The organism is Enterobacter cloacae complex sp. SHL020 (assembly GCF_049236945.1).
Classification (GTDB): domain Bacteria; phylum Pseudomonadota; class Gammaproteobacteria; order Enterobacterales; family Enterobacteriaceae; genus Enterobacter; species Enterobacter dykesii.
In genome coordinates, this window is the sequence record NZ_JBMKJF010000001.1 from 651414 (window position 1) to 668595 (window position 17182).

21 protein-coding genes are annotated in these 17182 nt (G+C 52.3%); all 21 read right to left on the reverse strand.

Annotation, left to right across the window (positions count from 1 at the left end):
- Positions 1-34 precede the first annotated feature (34 nt).
- Positions 35-637 carry a tail assembly protein gene (locus ACOTZB_RS03085; protein ID WP_421626478.1) on the reverse strand — a complete coding sequence of 201 codons (603 nt, stop codon included), beginning with the start codon at positions 635-637 and terminating at the stop codon, positions 35-37.
- A gap of 94 nt (positions 638-731) precedes the next feature.
- On the reverse strand, positions 732-1343 hold the full coding sequence (locus ACOTZB_RS03090; protein ID WP_202772817.1) for a hypothetical protein: 612 nt from the start codon (positions 1341-1343) through the stop codon (positions 732-734).
- 36 nt (positions 1344-1379) lie between these two features.
- Positions 1380-2093, reverse strand: coding sequence for a C40 family peptidase (locus tag ACOTZB_RS03095; RefSeq protein ID WP_421626479.1), 714 nt, complete (start codon positions 2091-2093; stop codon positions 1380-1382).
- 1 nt (position 2094) lies between these two features.
- On the reverse strand, positions 2095-2850 hold the full coding sequence (locus tag ACOTZB_RS03100; RefSeq protein WP_143347123.1) for a phage minor tail protein L: 756 nt from the start codon (positions 2848-2850) through the stop codon (positions 2095-2097).
- Positions 2847-3194: a phage tail protein gene (locus ACOTZB_RS03105; RefSeq protein ID WP_126327716.1), complete on the reverse strand. Its 348-nt coding sequence runs from the start codon at positions 3192-3194 to the stop codon at positions 2847-2849. Before ACOTZB_RS03105 ends, ACOTZB_RS03100 begins: the two co-directional genes overlap by 4 nt.
- A gap of 64 nt (positions 3195-3258) precedes the next feature.
- The gene (locus tag ACOTZB_RS03110; protein ID WP_047652153.1) at positions 3259-3615 is read right to left on the reverse strand and encodes a hypothetical protein; all 357 of its coding nucleotides are present in this window, start codon (positions 3613-3615) and stop codon (positions 3259-3261) included.
- Between the two features lie 119 nt (positions 3616-3734).
- The gene (locus ACOTZB_RS03115; protein WP_421626480.1) at positions 3735-6647 is read right to left on the reverse strand and encodes a phage tail tape measure protein; all 2913 of its coding nucleotides are present in this window, start codon (positions 6645-6647) and stop codon (positions 3735-3737) included.
- The gene (locus ACOTZB_RS03120) at positions 6647-7063 is read right to left on the reverse strand and encodes a DUF1799 domain-containing protein (RefSeq protein ID WP_320338427.1); all 417 of its coding nucleotides are present in this window, start codon (positions 7061-7063) and stop codon (positions 6647-6649) included. The genes ACOTZB_RS03115 and ACOTZB_RS03120 overlap by 1 nt, the downstream gene beginning before the upstream one ends.
- Positions 6955-7266 (reverse strand): phage tail assembly chaperone, encoded by a 312-nt coding sequence (locus ACOTZB_RS03125; RefSeq protein ID WP_143347125.1) that lies wholly within the window; start codon positions 7264-7266, stop codon positions 6955-6957. The genes ACOTZB_RS03120 and ACOTZB_RS03125 overlap by 109 nt, the downstream gene beginning before the upstream one ends.
- A gap of 64 nt (positions 7267-7330) precedes the next feature.
- Positions 7331-8002 carry a phage tail protein gene (locus ACOTZB_RS03130; protein WP_143347127.1) on the reverse strand — a complete coding sequence of 224 codons (672 nt, stop codon included), beginning with the start codon at positions 8000-8002 and terminating at the stop codon, positions 7331-7333.
- Positions 8003-8068: 66 nt separating this feature from the next.
- Positions 8069-8479, reverse strand: coding sequence for a DUF4128 domain-containing protein (locus ACOTZB_RS03135; protein WP_143347128.1), 411 nt, complete (start codon positions 8477-8479; stop codon positions 8069-8071).
- A complete protein-coding gene (locus ACOTZB_RS03140; protein ID WP_143347129.1) occupies positions 8476-9060 on the reverse strand; it encodes a hypothetical protein in 585 nt (194 codons plus the stop codon). The genes ACOTZB_RS03135 and ACOTZB_RS03140 overlap by 4 nt, the downstream gene beginning before the upstream one ends.
- A gap of 1 nt (position 9061) precedes the next feature.
- Complete coding sequence (locus ACOTZB_RS03145; protein WP_143347131.1) at positions 9062-9412, reverse strand: hypothetical protein; 351 nt, start codon at positions 9410-9412, stop codon at positions 9062-9064.
- A complete protein-coding gene (locus ACOTZB_RS03150; protein ID WP_143347132.1) occupies positions 9412-9894 on the reverse strand; it encodes a DnaT-like ssDNA-binding protein in 483 nt (160 codons plus the stop codon). Before ACOTZB_RS03150 ends, ACOTZB_RS03145 begins: the two co-directional genes overlap by 1 nt.
- 36 nt (positions 9895-9930) lie before the next feature.
- A complete protein-coding gene (locus tag ACOTZB_RS03155; RefSeq protein ID WP_162791116.1) occupies positions 9931-10230 on the reverse strand; it encodes an Ig-like domain-containing protein in 300 nt (99 codons plus the stop codon).
- Positions 10212-11165, reverse strand: coding sequence for a major capsid protein (locus ACOTZB_RS03160; RefSeq protein ID WP_046092056.1), 954 nt, complete (start codon positions 11163-11165; stop codon positions 10212-10214). The genes ACOTZB_RS03155 and ACOTZB_RS03160 overlap by 19 nt, the downstream gene beginning before the upstream one ends.
- 11 nt (positions 11166-11176) lie before the next feature.
- Complete coding sequence (locus ACOTZB_RS03165; protein ID WP_143347133.1) at positions 11177-11947, reverse strand: hypothetical protein; 771 nt, start codon at positions 11945-11947, stop codon at positions 11177-11179.
- 80 nt (positions 11948-12027) lie between these two features.
- Positions 12028-13125: a hypothetical protein gene (locus ACOTZB_RS03170; RefSeq protein WP_143347134.1), complete on the reverse strand. Its 1098-nt coding sequence runs from the start codon at positions 13123-13125 to the stop codon at positions 12028-12030.
- Position 13126: 1 nt separating this feature from the next.
- Positions 13127-14515: a DUF4055 domain-containing protein gene (locus tag ACOTZB_RS03175; protein ID WP_143347135.1), complete on the reverse strand. Its 1389-nt coding sequence runs from the start codon at positions 14513-14515 to the stop codon at positions 13127-13129.
- Between the two features lies 1 nt (position 14516).
- Positions 14517-15824 (reverse strand): terminase large subunit domain-containing protein, encoded by a 1308-nt coding sequence (locus ACOTZB_RS03180; RefSeq protein WP_073001200.1) that lies wholly within the window; start codon positions 15822-15824, stop codon positions 14517-14519.
- On the reverse strand, positions 15802-16788 hold the full coding sequence (locus ACOTZB_RS03185) for a terminase small subunit (protein ID WP_421626481.1): 987 nt from the start codon (positions 16786-16788) through the stop codon (positions 15802-15804). Before ACOTZB_RS03185 ends, ACOTZB_RS03180 begins: the two co-directional genes overlap by 23 nt.
- Between the last annotated feature and the right edge of the window lie 394 nt (positions 16789-17182).

Below are 17182 nucleotides of genomic sequence, written 5' to 3' on the forward strand. Positions count from 1 at the left end.
TTACCCCATATTAAGTAAGCTCATTACACCATGCTTACTGCTGATCTTCAACATAGATACCGGCGGAGATGATCGCGCCACCTATACGGCGCCGTCCGTACAAGAGAGGTACCGGATTGCCCTGAGCTGTCGTATTTGTTACTCCACCAAAGGCATAACTAGCCTTGTTGTCTGCCGATTGCTTGCTCGCAAGTCCGGTTGTCTGTGGAGATAGCATCTGCACAACACCGCCAAGGGCCATCGCAGCGCCAAATTGCAATAGAGGTACGCCAACAGCACCACCTCCAAAGTATGACGCCACAGCACCAACTGCGACCAAAGCCACGCCTAAGATGGTCTGGAATACTCCACCACGTTTACTCCCGAGGATAACCGGCGCGATACGGATATCAGCGGTGCTCTGATCCATAGAGAGTTCATCATCGTTCAGGTTACGCTTTCCACTGAATACAGCGTAAGTAAGCCCGCGCTGCTTACTAGTATTCAGGAAACGCTCAAAACCCGGCACGATCACACACAATGCACGAACGGCTTCTTTAGGCGAAGCAACAGAAAGTTTGAATTCACGACCAAATGTTGAGCCAAGTATTCCATAGAGGCGTATGGTTCTCATCGGCTGACCAGTTAAAAATGTCATACATGCCTCCAAAGTCTCTCTTGACTAAGAGAGACTGTTAATGTTGATAGACTTTTTGATGTTTTTACCACGCAATCCAAGAATTCAAATCAACTTACTTATTATTGGCTGACGGATTAGCAACTTCTGGGTGTTTTTTATTGAATTCTATAAAGCTACTTGGGCATTCCTTTGAAAGTAAATAATAATTTACTAAACATGCATCCGCCTTAGCTTCATCGCTCGAATGATACACACCATCTGCCAAAGATAATGTCGGAGCTAAATACCTGGCTTTAATCAACTCTTGCCCCAACGCCAAAGCATCCTTAGAAGTAGCTGCTAAACAAGACGTAAGAGCACCGTCAAATAACGTCTTATTACCTTTGCAATTTAAGGACGCATCTAAGAAGGACTCCTGTAAATCGGTGCGCACTTGAATAAATGCAGGATCAGTAATATTTGAACCAGCCAAGATTCCTATCAGACCTAACCCACCTCCGATTGTAGCAATGGCTGAACCGTTGGCGAGGTTCAAATCTCCCCATACCAACCATCGCAACAGGAAAAAACTCACTGCTACGGACGTTATCAAATATCCAAACCCAGTCCATAGATTGTGACTGCGCCCGAAGAAACTCAAGCATGCAAGCCCGACCCCAACGACAAATGGAACGCAGACCACGACCATTTTAATATAAAAATTATTCAAGTTGACAAATGCCACATTAATATCCGTTAATGAAGTAAGTTGGACTCATTATTATATAAACTTCGATTGATGGCGAAGGATTTTGTTTGTCCTCTCACGCCAATACCCACCATATGGCACACGCTGGCTTAAATGACCGTAAAGATGATGAAGTAAGATATCACCTTCAAGCAATATGCCGGCATGGTTCCACTTGCTAGACTGAACTTGCATGATCACCATATCCCCCGGTTGCAGCGGCCCGTCGAATTCACGGAAACCACACTCATACCAGCAATCCTGATAGAAATTGTCCGGATAGCAGTCCTCCCACCACGGATAATCAACACGGTAATCTTTCAATTCGATACCATGTTCCTGCCTGTAATAGCTCATCACCAGTCCCCAACAGTCATAGTGTCCAAGCACAAACGGCCGCCCGATCAGTGGCAAATCACCGCGGGGAGTGATGGTGCGAAAGTCGCCTTCCGGCCAACTACCAATATGCCAGGGCAGCAACGTTGCATCGCATTGAGCCTTGTCCAGTTCGCTTGGTTGGGTCGTCGCGTCGGGGTGGCTATGTACGATTCCCGTTATCGTCCCCCAGTCTTCAGCAGCAGCGTAATCCTCTGGCGAAAGGTGAAACTGTTCCGTTGGTTCGGCAGCCAGATTACGGCATGGGAAATAGCGTTCCACCCGACTTTTCTGCGCTATTACACCACAGCATTCGCGGGGATATTCTTTCGCGGCATGCACCAGGATGTCCTGAATTGTTTTCTGACGCATGTTAACTCCTGATCAAAGATGTTCCAGGAAAACCACCGAAAGGAAGTTCATTGTGTTCACCAAACCGAAGCTTGCAGGCGGTGAGCGTGCCGTTACATTCATCCAATGAGGGATCGCTTACCGGATTGTTGTTTTTGTCGAAGTAAAGCGTGCCCGTATAATCGCACCCATCGCCGGTGCGGTACTTATTCCGGATGCACCAGGTACACAGGGAATGAAGCTGCCTGGTCGGGATCATCAACCCCTGCAGATCCATCGGGCTGGTAAGAACAAACTCGATACTTTCACCGGGAAGCTCGCTATTTTTACCGTCGATATAGAAAACCCGCTTTCTCACCTGCAAGGGATCTGCTGTTGGATTTCCATCCGGGAAATTGCGCTCATCCAGGTAATGCGCAAAAGTTTCATGAATCGTAACTTTGGCCTGCAGCATATCGTCATATGCCAGACAGAGCGCAGTGATAGAACTGTCAATGTTGGCAACGGTGAGCGTCGGCTGGGCGCTACTGCCATCGGTTGAAGCTTCCAGTCCCTCGAGCTTATATGGCCAGGCACCATACTCTTCGCCCTGCCACCAGATACTCTTCGCCTTTAACTTTGATTCGTCGCCACCAGCCGCCGTAATCTCTTCTTCAGTATGCGGGAGGTTATAAGCGTGAAAGCGCAGAACGTCGTCCAGACCAAACGTAGAACCGTCTACCTCAAGAAGACGTATTTTTTCACCCGGTTCGAGGCGTTGATAATCTTCAGTAATCATGGTGCGTATGCCTGTTTGAAGGTTGCTTTTATGGTCATCACTTTGCTGGATAGCGGCTGGGCTTTAATGGAATCAGCTTCAATCCGGTATAAACCGGTTTCGCCAACAGGAGACGTCCAGATAAAGGATTTTGTGATGTGCTTGCGGCAAAAACTCAGCGCATCGAGCATCTCTGCCTTTTTTCCCGTTAAGGTCATCGGCCATGACTGTTTTTCAGGGTTGATGCCTTCACCGGCGATCTGTTCAAAGCCGTCTCCGAAGGATGCAGAGCGTGTTGCGTAAGTGAACTCCCCTTCCATTCCCGCTTGAATCTGGGTTCGCCAGGTAAATGTTTCGATCGCCACCTTTCCTCCGGGCATAAAAAAACCCAGCGAAGGCTGGGTTAATCACGTGAGATCCTATTTATTATTAAAACGATTCCACAGTCGAAATTCGGTAGACATAAGGCCCACGTTGCGATCCGTTCTCGTCAATTTCGTTGTATGTAATGATGCCGTCAACATTTAGAGGGACATCCAATACATCAATTGTGGCTATGTTTTTGTGGATTGTTGACCCCCAATCAAGAAGGGCTAAACCTTTCCCAAATTCTTCCATTACAAATGGGTATCGTTCGACTCCCCATGCCTCGTAGTTTTCTACAACGCCAAAACCGAAGGAAGCATTGTCATAATTGAGTTTTTTGTCATTCAGAACTGGAGAAACGAATGAAATACTCGATTTTTCATCCCCGACCCATAGAGCCGTCACCTTAACTGAAGCCATTTCGTGTCCCTTAAGCCATTAATTTCAGTGACATAATCATACCAGTCAAAATGCCCGGATGGTGGTTATTTATGGCACGATTACCAAAAAGGGATATAACAAATAACGGTCACTATTCATCATCTCGATCTCGTCGCATTCCAGATTAGACCACCAGGCTGAAGCTGTTTGGCAATTCCAGTACGAACAGACTGATCGATGGTCTGTTTGTAAGCCCGAGAAATAGCATCGTTATTGCCGGAAGTCTGCTGGTGAGTGTTCTGGTTTTGAACGACCACGGAAGTTTGAACGGTTACGCCGCCAGCTGCATTCGATTGCAGCCCATACATTGGGGCTGTGCCAACATAACCACCGTTTGCATACCCCTGAGCTCCACGCATAAGCGCATAGAGATTGCCAACACCTAATGCACTTGTCGCTTCCTTCGTAAACACAAACTCACCGCCGTGTACAACGCCTTTCGGTTGGTATTTACCGCCATCTCCCGTGTAGCCGCCTCCATCAAAACCGGGGACCAAACCACCACCTGAGAAACCAAAGAACGCGCCGATACCGGTTCCACCAAACGCTGACTTCATTCCATTAACCAGAGCCAGTTGGGTCAGCATCTGGGCGATGCCCTTGAGGAAAGTGGAAAGGAAATCTGAGAAGTTAGATTTACCTGTTGTGAAGAAATCAGTCAGGGTGCTGGCCATGCCGGTGAATGCGTTGCTGGTAACCGTCTGCACCTGGGAGTACACATTGGTCGCGCTGTCTTCGAAATCAACCCATCCCTTTTTCGCGCCGGTCAGCCAATCACCGCGTAGCTGATCCTCAGCATTATAGTAATCGTTAGCTGCCTTAAGCTGTTTCTGATATCCCTCTTCATCCAGCGAACCACCCGTATTTTTCCAGCCGGCGGCGAGCTGACTTTTTGCCAGCTCTCGCTGCGCCTGGCGGTCACTCATCCCCGCGCCACCCAGTAATGCGGCCTGTTTCTCAGCCATTTGCGTGACGTATTTCTGCGAGGTATCCATGCGCTTGTTCAGCAGTTCCTGCGCGGAAATCTGATCACCCAACAGGGCTTTCTGCCGCGCTAACTGTAGCACCTGGTCTTTACTCGCGAGCAGAGATTGCTCCTGCTTTGTCAGAGAGCGAGATCGGGAGGCCTCTTCCAGCACCTGAAATTTCGCTTCCGTAGTCCAAAGGGCTTTGCGCTGTTGGCTAATAGTATCGTTCAGCCCTTTATGCTGCTGCAGCGCGCGTAACTGTGCCTGAAGCGCCAGTAGCTCGGCCTGGGCAGCATCCGTACTGCGATCGCCAGCCGATAAAGTGCCCTGCTTTCCGGTTTTGGTCTTTTTACCAAAAGAAGCGACTCCTTCCCGATCCTTCTGGGTGGTTGCGGTACTTATCTTTCTGGTCGTATCGAGGTATTTACCTGCGCTGATATCAGCCGCATCCCAGTCTTTTTTCAGCTGAGAAACACTGTCTCCATAAGCACCGGCCATTTGTTCGTTATAGTCCTGCCATCCCTGCAAAGTATCCGTTTTCGCCCAGTCAGGAATGAGATTAATCGCAGCAGCGATAGAGGAAGAAATGATCTGGTTCAGTTTCTGGAAAACTATCGCAACGCTGTAATAAATTGCGTTGAATTCCTTCAGTGTGTTTGATGCCAGCTCAGCTACCCACTGACCGATATTCTGCATGGCCTCAGACGCCCAGTCTTTGATATCCAGCCACAGGCGACCAAACGGTGTCAGCGAGTCGTAAGCCTGCTCTCCACGTTCTGCCATCGTATCGCCAAACAGGTCCATAGCCTGTGTAACGGCCGCGGTCTGGTCCTTCTGTTTCACCAGCTCATCAATGTGCTTAAGCTGCGAAACAGTCAGGAAATTGTATTGTTCGTTTAGACTCTGAAGGGCTTTAACCGGATCCTTTTCTATATCCTGATATGCCTTGGTGATGTCCTGCGCCGAAACAATACCGGTTTGAACTGCTAGTGCCGTAGAGCCTGCCACTTTTTCAAGCTGCTGCTGTGTAAGCGATCCCATGCTAATCAGTTCAGTCATCAGACTTTGAACGGTTTCTACAGTAGCGCCAGTAGAGGCAGCAATCGACTGGGAGGAAGCCATTATCTGGAGCGCTGACGTGCCTGCAATGTTGCCAGTCCTGATAATGGCCTTGTTAATTTCGTCGTAGGCTGTGAAGTAGTCCGCTCCCGCTTTTGCAGCAATCAGAACAGCACCGGCCAGGCCACCAATGGCCACTCGGGCAGGAGTCACCATCGATAACATCGCTTTCAGAGCATTGCCTACACCGCCAAACGAATCGCGCAGCTGGCCACCCTGCTGAATGGCTACCATATAAACCGGCATACCGGACGCCAATGAAGTTACGATGTCGGTCATTTGCATTGGTAGATAACGCATCGCGTTGCGGTATTGCCCCGCGCTGATCGCTCCTGACTTCCACGCTTCCTCCTGCTCTTTCAGTCGGGCGATCATCGGTGCAGCACGATCGGACACGCCAAGTTGGGCTGCTTTTAGCTCTAACAGTTCTGCGCGCGTTTTTCCGATTGCTGTGACCTGCTCTTCCAGCGAATCGATAAAGGTTTTGCCCGCCGCCGCTGCACGCTGCGCTGCCTGTGCCTGTTCAATGCGAGCCCGCCCCTCTGCGGTCTCAGACTCCATGACCTGCGCCAGTTTAGCTCGGGTCGTCTCAAGCACGCTGTTGTAGCGAGTAAAGTCCTCGTCTCCCACCAGCCCTTTACCGCGAAACTTCGCCAGGCTCTCCTGGATCGTGTCCAGTTCATCCAGCGCCTTGTTGACCGGGCTGATTTTATTCAACAGGTTCTGCAGCTCCTGGCGCTGTTGCTTCAGGCTTTCGCTGTTCTTCTTCTGGTTGTCGATACCGGTGCGGAACGTACTGTTCAGGTCATCCGCTTTACCTGCCGCGGCGGACGCGGTCTCCTGAAAGCGATCCAGTGCCTGATTACCGCGCTCCAGCTCACTGGTATTTACACGCAGGGAAATCGTGGCGATATCGTTACTCATTACGCCCTCTCTTTATGCATAATTTTTAGCGCAGCACTTTCCATCACCCGGATGTCCGAAAGCGCGGTTGCCTCGTCGTCGACGTTGTGCAGACGCATTACCCAAGGCAAAACGTTATAGTCGAGCCCGGACGCGCCGCCCATTCCCGTTCGCCATTGCGTGCTGACAGCCTGAAATACCAGGAATGAAGGCCAGATATCGGGCCAGACATCTACGAAATTATCGTCATAGTCATCCGGCGTAAGCCCGTAAGGCGCCAGATCTGCCGCGGTGGGTTCAGGCGTATAGAACGCAGAGGCAACCGCTATCAGTTTTTTTCGCGCTGCCCCATCAGCTCGCGGTAGTAGGTTTCCGGGATGGCCTTCATCGCCGCCGGATAGTTCTCCAGCAGCACCGACAGGTTTTCCGCGTTGAATGCGTCGGGAAGTGCCCAGCCAGCAATGATTTCCATCAGAAAATCAGTGGCGGTTTTGCCATCCATTTTCTCCAGATCCGCAAGTTCTTTGAGTGGCTTGTGATTAAACGTGAAGGTCAGCACACCATCCTCATCGCCGGCTCGGGGGATCGAGACATTGGCTTTAAATGTTGGTTTGGGCTGAAGAGTGAATTTGGTCGCCATCGATACCTCTTAACTGAAAAAAGCCTCCACAATGGGAGGCATGGAATGGTGAAAGCTCTGACGGCTAGGCGGCAGCGTCAGTCACCTTGTAGAACGTCATCGCCGGTGACTGCAGGTTTAGCACCACACTCACTGTCTCTACCTCGTTAACTGCAGTAGTTGGCGTATCGTCAAAGGACGCCGTGGCCGCCCAGTAACGGTTTTCCTTCGCCTTCGGCACGTACATGTAAGCCGCAATCGTCTCTTCGTCTTCGTCCAGTTGGCGCAGCAACGGATATACCGGGAGAGTTGAGTCGTGAGCAATCGAGTAGGTCTGAGAGACTGCGGATTTATAGGTATTCAGGTTTCGCTGGCGGTCGTCGCTCAGGAACTGAATCTGTGTGGTGTTCTGATCGCCACCAGATTTCGACACCTCAGTAATTTGCGGCAGCTCGGTCCATTCAAGAACCTTGCGGATCGAACCGGTACCGCCACCAGCGGCATATTTGTTTTTGTTGGTGGTATTGATATTGCGAAGAGTTACGGCGCTTTCGGCAATCGCATCAATTTTTGCAATGACGTTATCAACACCGGACCAGTTGCAGTTCACATGAACAATATCACCCACCTTGAGTGCGTCCGCTTCACTCACGGTGATCACCATATTTTCGGCGTTCGTCGCCCCGGTGAAAGATATGGCTGGGCCATAGCCCGATGCCAGATAGACGTGGGCGCCATTAGGCAATGCAAAGCCCATATTGGTTACTCCTTTAGAAACGGGAAAACCGGCAAAGAGCCGGTCAGGTTTAGTAGGTTGTGAGGATTAGCTGGAGATATCAGCTCGATAATTGAGACTAACGGGAACGGTATAAGAGACAGATGTAGTGATCCCGCGGAAAACACCAGGCGTTTGATCTATCCAGCATGTAAAACCCCTGCCTTCAATCTCCTGCCCCTCGGGGAACAATTCAGCCACGCGGTCAGCCAGAGCAACGACGGAGGTACGGCCGGAGCCGGCTGGCGCCACGACATTAATCTGGTACACGCCTGAATAAGTCCGGCAGCGCAATCCGAGATCGATTGTTCGCGGCGTAACGGGCATATCGTGAACGGCCAGGTACATCTCGTTAGCAGGAGGTGTGAACGGCACGTTCTCCCATGCAACCGAAATGCCCTCGGCATCGGCCCAGGCACCCAATCTGGCGGCCAGTGCAGATGCAATATCAGGAATCACTTAGTCACCTCCCTGACAGCTTCCTCAAAGAAGCGTTGAAACTCAGCTGCAGTTATGCGGACCATACCGCCCGGAGCCTGTGTGGAATGCCCCATTTCAAGCGGGTAGGCATAGGGCACGTTGTTGCAGAAATAAATGGCCTTCATCCCGACTTTGAAGAGCGACAGCGTGTAATTCCCTGCGGCTTTTGTCAGATTTCCGGTTTTATCTACACGTCCCATTTCATCTGTGGTCGGTGCATCAAAAGACACCTGCCAGTTACCGCGAAAGCGTCCGCCCGTATATCCGGGCGGCGCTTTGATATCCATCCCATCCACCAGTCGAGCTTTCTTCTTAAGTCGTCCGGTTTTAGTCAGGTTTGCAGGGTCCGATTTTTGCGCTTCGTTATGGTCGTATACCGCCTGATTGTAAGAGGCTGCCGTCTGGTTGATGCCCCAGAGTTCGGGGTTGCCGACAGGTGACATCATCACCAGTTGATTAAGGATCCGAATGCCGACAGCACGTACGACCGCTTCCTGATTCGCTTTGGCTTTGTCCACGAACGCGGTGATGGCAGCCGTGAACGCCTTATTATCGTCCATGTTATGCCCTCAACTGAGCTTTGTAGCAGAGCACCACAGCGCCCGGTTTCACGGGGTTTGGTTTAACTACGCGGTGGCTTACGCCGTCCACGTCGATCAGATCGCCGGTTTTAATGTCCTTCTCAGCACTGAAGACAATCCGAACATCGCCGTTTTCAATGACGGTTCCGTCAATTTCACCTGGCGAGTAATCCGTCTTCACTCCTGTGGCGGTGAACTGGATATCATCGGAACGATGCTCTACACCACCGATGACGATTAACGTGCCCTTACGCGTGACGTTGTATGCAATGCCGTTCTGCTTGAGCATACGAGTCGTTGTCGTCTGCATTCGCTGATAGTTGATGGTCATTACGCGCGCTCCGCGAAAGTATTGATTGCATATCCACGCCCACCAGCCAGGTCGCCGAGAATAGCCATTACCGCCGGGTAAGTTGGCGTAAACACCTCACCGTCGGCAACCGCATAAGTCATGGTTACGGCACCTTCGACACGTTCGGTTTTCACAGCGGCTTCGCGCACGCTGGAGAGTAAATCGCCGTCGATTGCCTCTACCGCCAGCATGCACTGCGCGGTTATAACCTGCCGTGGTACTTCATCCGGCGGGAAATCATGTTCATCCAGAACGACATTCACGCGTGGCCATGCCAGCGGCTGTCGAGGGGCTGCTTTGGAACCTACCCAATCAAGCCCTTCCAGGTAGTCCATCGCCTTAATCAGTAACGGTGCGAGATTTTCAGGCAGCTCAATCCCTCTCAGCGCGGCAAATGACGCCAGTTCATCTTCGCTGGCGTAACTGTTAACGTCAGCGGCGGTGATATCATTATTAATCATCTGAGCATCCGGTGAATGGGGCTTACGCCCCATCGATTAGCCAGCTGCAGGTGCGGTGAAGGTGATTTCCTCACTCGATTTAGCAATACCATCAACAGTACCAGTGACTGTGAAAGTACCTGCCGTATCAGAGGTGAGTTTGACCGTCGCCCCACCAGCAGAGCCGGTTTGAGAACTGGCAGTGCTGAGCGTGCCGCCGGTTGAATTCCAGGCAACGGTTTTGCCGGAAACACCTGCGCCGTTTAGGGTGTACTTCAGGGAAATGGTGACCGCATCGGTGCTGTCAGCGGTTGCGGAGGTTTTATCCGCTGACAGCGTTACTCCCCCGCTGCGGATCCCAGTTTAATGAGCACGCCAGCCGTAGATTTGTTGCTGGTGAAGTGCTTCTTCCAGTTACCTGCAGTGCCGATTTTGGTCAGGTCCGGGTTATCACCTTTTGAGGTATCCCAGCTGTAACCCAGCAGGTCGACATTCACCACGCCTTCAGCACGGTACCCGATCGCCAGGTTTTCCTGATCGTTGATGTCGTAGGAACGGAACCCCGGCGCCTGCGACTCGGTGACGGTGACCGCTCCGGCCACCAGCCCAAGAATCGCATCCGCGTCCATGGTATCGGTCACCAGCACAGGTTTACCCAGCGTGCCCGGCTGCCCGCCGTAAACCACCACGCCAGCTTCTTCGTAGATTTTGTTGGCGATCGCCTCATCCACGATGTCGAAGTAAGTGGCGGAGTGCATAACGAAGAGCACAACACGGTTGAACTTGTCGCCGTACTTACGCAGGCCGCGCGTCAGGGTCTTCTTACCATCTGTTTCGATATCGGCGGTAACCACCATGTCCGCGTTGGCGCCAATAGCTGCCGTCAGCGCCTTCAGGCCATATTTCACATAGCCTTCCAGCGTCGCGTCAGCCACATCAGTGCCGATCACTTCGGAAAACTCGTCTACAGAGCGGCCGCGGCGTTTGAACGCTTCTTCGGTTGTTTCGTATGGACCGTATTTCCACGGCGCTTTGACGGATACGGCTTCACCGGCGCCAATCTTCTTACCCGTCACTTTTTCGGTGGAGTTAACGTCACGCGATTCGATAGAACCGCCCACTTTGTAGAAGGCTCGCTTGCGGAAATCGCCTTCAATCAGCTCGTTATCCAGCAGGATCGCACCGTTGGAGGACGCGTTGAAAATAGCCAGGTTGTCCTGGCGGCGCTCAAGGAAAGCGGTCTGCGCCAGGTCGTCATAAATGATCAGGTCACTATTAACAGTGGTAGACATGGGTTAATCCCTTATTTCGGAAGTTTGAGGAAGGCCTGCTGGCCATGCTTGCGGATGTAGTCCGCTTTGTCGCTGGCGCTCATTTCGGAACGTTTCAGGCTGCCACCACCGTTTGGTTTGTGTCCGCCCGCGCCGGTGCCTTCCGCGCGTGGGAACAGATGCGGAGCCGTCTCCTTAAGAGACTCCGCCCACTCAAGCGGGCTTAGTGGGGTTTTGCCGTCTTTACCGAACAGAACATCGCCATTTGCATCAACTGCTACGGCCTCGCCTTCGTCGTTGAGCTGGAATGTGCCTTTGGCACGCAGAATCAGATCGTCGGATGCTTCCGGCAGCGCGCCAGCTTTTGAGGCTGCTGCACGGATTGCATCGCCCAGGACTCGATCCCGGAATTTGTTGGAGAACGCTTCGGCTTTGTCGGCGCGTTCATTTGCGGCTTTAATCTGCTTATCAACGTCAGCACGCAGACGCTCGGTGCGCTTATCGAGCACCTCATCGATTTTCCCGGCGGCAATCAGCTTTGCCTCTTCGTCGTCGGAAAAACGCTGCAGGATCCCGCGCACTGCATCAGGGTCGATACCATCGAAGCGAGACAGGTTTTCTTTTTGCTGCTTGATGGTCCCCAGCAGCTCAGAGTTTTTTGATTTTAGGCCAGTGACTTCGCTGGTCACGCGCTCATCAATCAGCTTCTGGATTTCTGGGGTGATTTCGATACCACCGCCACTGCTGCCCTCACCGCCGCTTTCAGGTGCGTAAAATTTCAGAAGCATGTTTCGAATTAACATAATTTCCCCTTGGGATTTTGCCGGGCCTCGCCCATAAAAAAGCCCCGGCGGATGCCAGGGCGTGATGTATGAAATGGTTGTTAGATATCAGTGCCTGAGAGCTGCTTCAGACGTTCGAGGCTTATCCATTCCCCTTTGTCAGTGAACATATCAGCCAGGTTGATTTCACCCGCACGGAACAGACGGCCACGCTCGGCACCCAGAACCCGATCCTGGCGTAGTGCCGGCTGGCGCGCGAGCCATTCCAGATACGTGGTGTTACCTGGTACCTGCCCATCCATGCTGGCACGAGTGCCCTCGTCAATGTCGTCGATATCAATGCCGAGTTCGCGCCAGGACTTGAGAATTAGGGTTTCAGTAGAACGGCAGCAGAAATGAATCTTCCCGGGTCCCTGTAGGTAAGGCACCTTATGCCCGACCGGTTTGTTATCCAGGGTATAGCGCAGCAGGTCACGAATAACGCAGTCGTGGCTGGTTTTATTGTCCAGCGTAGACAGCCACTGTTTGCCTTTCACGATATCGCTGTTGGCACTGGTGAAGCTGTTGCGTGCTGTGGCAGCCAGATGATTTACGACTGTTTTAGCGATGCTGGCGGCATTTGCCCTGCTCATCTGCAGCGCGCCGTCGCGATAGTCTTTGTTGGCGTGGCCACGAACATTGCGGGCTATAGTTTCTACCGTGTCGCCGGCAAGATAACCCCGGCGGACGGCATTCACGATACGCGCCAGCCTGTCCGACTCCAGATTCTCCGCCCATTCACTCAACAGTCGACCCTGGAAGGGTTGCGCCATCGCCGCGGCATACACCATGTCGGCTGTAATGCCCTGCAGCGGATATCGCGCTAGCACCTGAGATGGAAGAAGGGAACCGAACAGGCTCAGCTGATAACTGGCTTCGTTCTTTGCCAGCGCCACCAGCTCATTCTCGAGCCCTGCCTGCATGGACGCTACGGCTTGATGGTTAAGCTCGCGCACGCTGCCCAGTAAACTCTGCAGACGATTAACGGTGAAGCTCTCCGGAGGCAATCTGTCCAGCGCATCCAGCAGGCGTGCTGACAGTTCTGCGTCCGTCTCGTTGAGCAACTTCACCATCCGGTTTGCCACTCCAGTGGCGTAGCGGCTTAACCAAACGGAATGTGCGATAGATTCATCACGCAGGCTTTCGTTAATGGTGGGCATATCAGCCTCCCGTCAACGTTGGTGCCTGATTGCGAAGCACATCAATAACCTCGTCCGGACTGTCCGCCGGGTCTATAAGGTCAAGCTTCTGCAGTGCGCGAATCATATCGCTATCGCGCAGCGCACCGGACTGCCAGGCGTTGACGATTGCCGTCACCATGCCCGACTCAGCAACCTTCGCGATGAATTCCTGATTGATGGTGTAACTCGTCGTTTCGCCCTTAACGCCGAGGTACTTCGCACACCAGCCAAGCGCCAGCGTGTAGGCCTCGGAAACGTTTGAAACGCAGATACCGAGCACGGATGTGGAAGATGTTTGCTCACCACTCGCCTGGGTTGCTGTCTTCGCCGTGGCGTTCTGTTCAATCAATCGGGCGCCCAGTTGCACCATGTAATCGCGCTTACTGTCCATGGCCTCTTTAGCAAGCATGTTCGGCTGCGCCTGGGCATAACCAAACGAGCCTTCTTTGGGAAGCAAAAGCGGTGATCGGGAACCAATTTTCACGCCCTTCTTCTCGAGGTGATCGCGCCATCCGGTGTCGAGCCCAGTCATGTACGGCTGCACCTGGCCACAGAACCACACGCTGTCTTCATAATCAGCACTGTTACGGTAATGCCCATGGTTTATCTCTACCAGCGCGGCCAGCGGTGAATCATCGATAGTTGGATCGTTGTTCTGGGCCCCGACGAATGTGAACGGGATTTCATCCCAGTAGTCCTTTCCTTTCGGCTTAGGGTGGTACTCACTGTCAACGGTGTAGGTTCCGCTTGCAGTGCCACCAGCCCGGCGCCATACCCGGCAGATGAACCGCCCTTCTTCCAGCGCCAGCTCGCGGTACTGGATTTCATCCTTGTAAGCGTAACCATCCGGCTCTTCTACGCATTCGCGCAGGACCACAAGCACCAGCTGATCGCGCCCGTTAATTCGCTTTGTTCGCCAATTAATGATGTTCTCTGCCGGGTAGCGGAGGATGATCGCCTCATCGGATTCTTCAGCGTAATCGACGTAAATGCCCTCTCGCGCAACCTCCAGCACGTTCTCAGCCACCAGCTGTGACTGCTGATAGATGCTTGTACCGGCCCCGTCAGCATTGTCCAACAGGTATTTCAGCTTTTCAGGACCGTTAAACGTGGGGTCCTTGCGATACGCCATCCCAAGCATGCCGATCTTCGTATTACCGGCAATCGCATAGAACACCGCGCGGCTCAGATAGTCCTCATTACGCTTACGGTTGCGCGTGGATTTATCAGTTGGGTCGAGATAAGGCAGGTACTTATTACCCGCAGCCTTTACGGCCTCAGCGCCTTTGCAAAAGTCCCTGTATTTCCGCCAGGCAGCAGAAGCCGCCCGGTGTTCTGGCCGAACCCAGGTGATGTCGTCGTTTGCCATATCAGAAAGTGGTGTCCATGGTGATTGAGTATGCCGGTTTCACGATCGGGTAATCCTTCACGATGAAGTACCCACCAGCATCATTGGGGTGATCGTTATCAGCTGATTTGTCCGGTTCGCCATTAGGCGCCCAGATTTGCTGCTCGAGGCTCTCGGTGTAAACCGGGCAGTTCTGAACGTTCACCAGATAGCGGCGTTCTCCGTTGGCGTTGCAGAACATGGCGTTCATTGAGTTGATACGGTCCTTAACCGGCGGGTTGGCATCATCAACAATGACACTGAATCCTGCATCGTTGAGCTGAGCGATATCGGTCTTGCTGGCGTTCTGAGATTTGCGTGAATCCCCTGATGCATCCGGATAGATGTAAATCTCCCGGTTTTTAACGTAGCGACCATCCTCGTAGCGCCAGAACTCTTCCTGAATGCGCTTAATCATCGCCGGCGTGTCATAGATCTTAACCAGCTCACGAACCGCACGCGGCAGGCCATTACGCTTAACGTGAACAATCGCGGCCATTTTTCCCACGTTGAAGTCCATACCAATGAACAGCGGATCCCCATCCTGAATCTCGTCAGAACAGTTATTTAGCTTACGGTTGAAGGTGTGGTAAATGGTCCCGCTGTTAAGGTTGGTGAACTTCCCGCGCAGATAGGCCTGAATCAGTTCGTCAGGGTAAGAGCTCAGCAGCGATGGGATGTAATCAGGCGGTAGATTCTTCGCATTGTCGAACGTGCTGGCCTGAATCAGTCCGTATAGAGCCGCAAGCTCTGGCTTTTCACGCACAGCCTTCACGAACTGCTGGTAGACGAATTTGAACCCCTCCGGCGTGGTCGTGACGTCAATACCGTTACGCAGCCCATCAACCTTGTAACGCATACGGGCGATGATTTTTCGCCAGGCCTGCTGCGCTTTAGCAGCCGCCATGACGTCCAGCTCATCAACCATCGCGTTACCGATTTTGAAACCGACTATCGATCCGGGCTTCTCCATTGAACGGCAGATTGTGGTCCCGCGGTATCGTCGCCCCTCGTAGAAGTGAACCTCTTTGTTCCCCTCATTGATTATGACGCTCAGCCCCCAGTCAAAGGCGACCTCTTCAATCGTCGGGTAGAAGATGTCACGGATCTGCGGGTACGTCGGCGCGAAATAACCCTGGTTGATTTTAGGATGCTCCCACATCCCCTTACAGATGCCGCCACAACCCACCCATGTTTTACCGGAACCGAACCCGGCAACGTAAGCCTTGAACTTGTGTTGCATTGCGAGGAAGCGCGCCTGAGGAATGTTAAGTGTCGGGCTGATCCCCATCGTCCGCCCTCGTGTCCACTACGTTGATATTGATCTGCACTGGAGTTGGTTCATCGTTCTCACCATCACCCGCCAGCTCTTTACGGAGTTTCTCGACCTCAAGCTGCCGGCGCTCGATTTCAATCTGCTGCAGACGTTGTGCGAACTCGCTATCAGCAAGGCCAAGTCGTTTCATCACTGCTTCGAACATGCGCTCACGGCTGATTGCAGTTATCTCGACGCCATTCTTGCCAACCTTCACGCCGGAGTATGCGAGCCGGGAAACTGCGGGAAGTTTACGTGTATCAGGGAAGTAAGGCTGGCCAATGCCGTCACCATTGCAGCGTGGGCATTCTGGATTTGGTTCTCGGTTGTGGTCGTAGCCGTAACCACCGGAATCTTCGGGTTCACGTCTGTCACGCTCAACAGCCTCGAGCCTTTTCTCTTCGAATTCAACTGCATCGCGCCACTGGTAGTGATGACCGAAGCCCCAGCAGTAACGACACGCGCCGCGACGATACTGCGAAAGCTGGTTTGCATCGAAGGTGGCGAGCTGCCACATCTGGGCCAAGACCTCATCGGCACTGCCAAGCGTGCGCACAATGGAGGCTTTCTGCTGCTGCGCAATGGCCTGCGCAACGTTAGGATTCGCTATGAGCTGACGACCGTAGTTTGGGTCACTATAACCAGCACGCGCAGCGGCGGCCGTGGCGTTATTGTCCTTCAGATATTCAGCAATAAAGCGCTTTACCTTCGCACTTAGCTTTATGTCCACCAGCTCTTCTGCGCTTTTATCTTTCTGCGCAGTGCGCACTATCTTTCGCGGGTAAATTTTTGTATTTTGCGCAGCAGTTTTCTTGATATAGCGGCGAGCAGTTACATAATTAAGATTATGCGCCTCGCACCATTCCTTAGGGGATATGCCAGTAGCAGCGTGATCAGACAGGAACCGCTTCTGCAGCTCGCCCCAGTCCGGCTTAGCCATTGTTACCTCTAAACTGAATGAACTTTAGACGTCACTCACAGCTTCAGTATTTGAAGCAATGAAGTCTTTTTCTCAAAGAAACCTTGAAATGAGGATTTAAGTTTATGAAATATGTATAACTACGATGACGTACATAAAATCAAGGCCAATCTCGAGTGGATAGTGCATCAAGCCTCTGCCCGGTCTCATTTGCGCACTGAGCATGATCAATTAGTGATTTCCGATCTAATGGAACTCATCCAGACATATGAAACTCTTCTTGACCTCGTAAGCAAATTTGGTGCTTCTGTCTTAAATTCGGAAATCATAGCGGGTCTATCAATCACAGAGGAATTCATCGCTAAAGTTAAGCGAAACGAGGGTGCGATGTGAGCGACCAACACACTGAGTGGCG

What these genes read in the sequence shown, in the direction of transcription:
- ACOTZB_RS03130 (WP_143347127.1), bottom strand. Translation starts at nt 8,002, where the DNA reads ATGGGCTTTGCATTGCCTAATGGCGCCCACGTCTATCTGGCATCGGGC.
- ACOTZB_RS03145 (WP_143347131.1), bottom strand. Translation starts at nt 9,412, where the DNA reads ATGACCATCAACTATCAGCGAATGCAGACGACAACGACTCGTATGCTC.
- ACOTZB_RS03175 (WP_143347135.1), bottom strand. Translation starts at nt 14,515, where the DNA reads ATGGCAAACGACGACATCACCTGGGTTCGGCCAGAACACCGGGCGGCT.
- ACOTZB_RS03185 (WP_421626481.1), bottom strand. Translation starts at nt 16,788, where the DNA reads ATGGCTAAGCCGGACTGGGGCGAGCTGCAGAAGCGGTTCCTGTCTGAT.
- ACOTZB_RS03180 (WP_073001200.1), bottom strand. Translation starts at nt 15,824, where the DNA reads ATGGGGATCAGCCCGACACTTAACATTCCTCAGGCGCGCTTCCTCGCA.
- ACOTZB_RS03170 (WP_143347134.1), bottom strand. Translation starts at nt 13,125, where the DNA reads ATGCCCACCATTAACGAAAGCCTGCGTGATGAATCTATCGCACATTCC.
- ACOTZB_RS03165 (WP_143347133.1), bottom strand. Translation starts at nt 11,947, where the DNA reads ATGTTAATTCGAAACATGCTTCTGAAATTTTACGCACCTGAAAGCGGC.
- ACOTZB_RS03085 (WP_421626478.1), bottom strand. Translation starts at nt 637, where the DNA reads ATGACATTTTTAACTGGTCAGCCGATGAGAACCATACGCCTCTATGGA.
- ACOTZB_RS03095 (WP_421626479.1), bottom strand. Translation starts at nt 2,093, where the DNA reads ATGCGTCAGAAAACAATTCAGGACATCCTGGTGCATGCCGCGAAAGAA.
- ACOTZB_RS03100 (WP_143347123.1), bottom strand. Translation starts at nt 2,850, where the DNA reads ATGATTACTGAAGATTATCAACGCCTCGAACCGGGTGAAAAAATACGT.
- ACOTZB_RS03160 (WP_046092056.1), bottom strand. Translation starts at nt 11,165, where the DNA reads ATGTCTACCACTGTTAATAGTGACCTGATCATTTATGACGACCTGGCG.
- ACOTZB_RS03115 (WP_421626480.1), bottom strand. Translation starts at nt 6,647, where the DNA reads ATGAGTAACGATATCGCCACGATTTCCCTGCGTGTAAATACCAGTGAG.
- ACOTZB_RS03140 (WP_143347129.1), bottom strand. Translation starts at nt 9,060, where the DNA reads ATGGACGATAATAAGGCGTTCACGGCTGCCATCACCGCGTTCGTGGAC.
- ACOTZB_RS03125 (WP_143347125.1), bottom strand. Translation starts at nt 7,266, where the DNA reads ATGGCGACCAAATTCACTCTTCAGCCCAAACCAACATTTAAAGCCAAT.
- ACOTZB_RS03150 (WP_143347132.1), bottom strand. Translation starts at nt 9,894, where the DNA reads ATGATTAATAATGATATCACCGCCGCTGACGTTAACAGTTACGCCAGC.
- ACOTZB_RS03110 (WP_047652153.1), bottom strand. Translation starts at nt 3,615, where the DNA reads ATGGCTTCAGTTAAGGTGACGGCTCTATGGGTCGGGGATGAAAAATCG.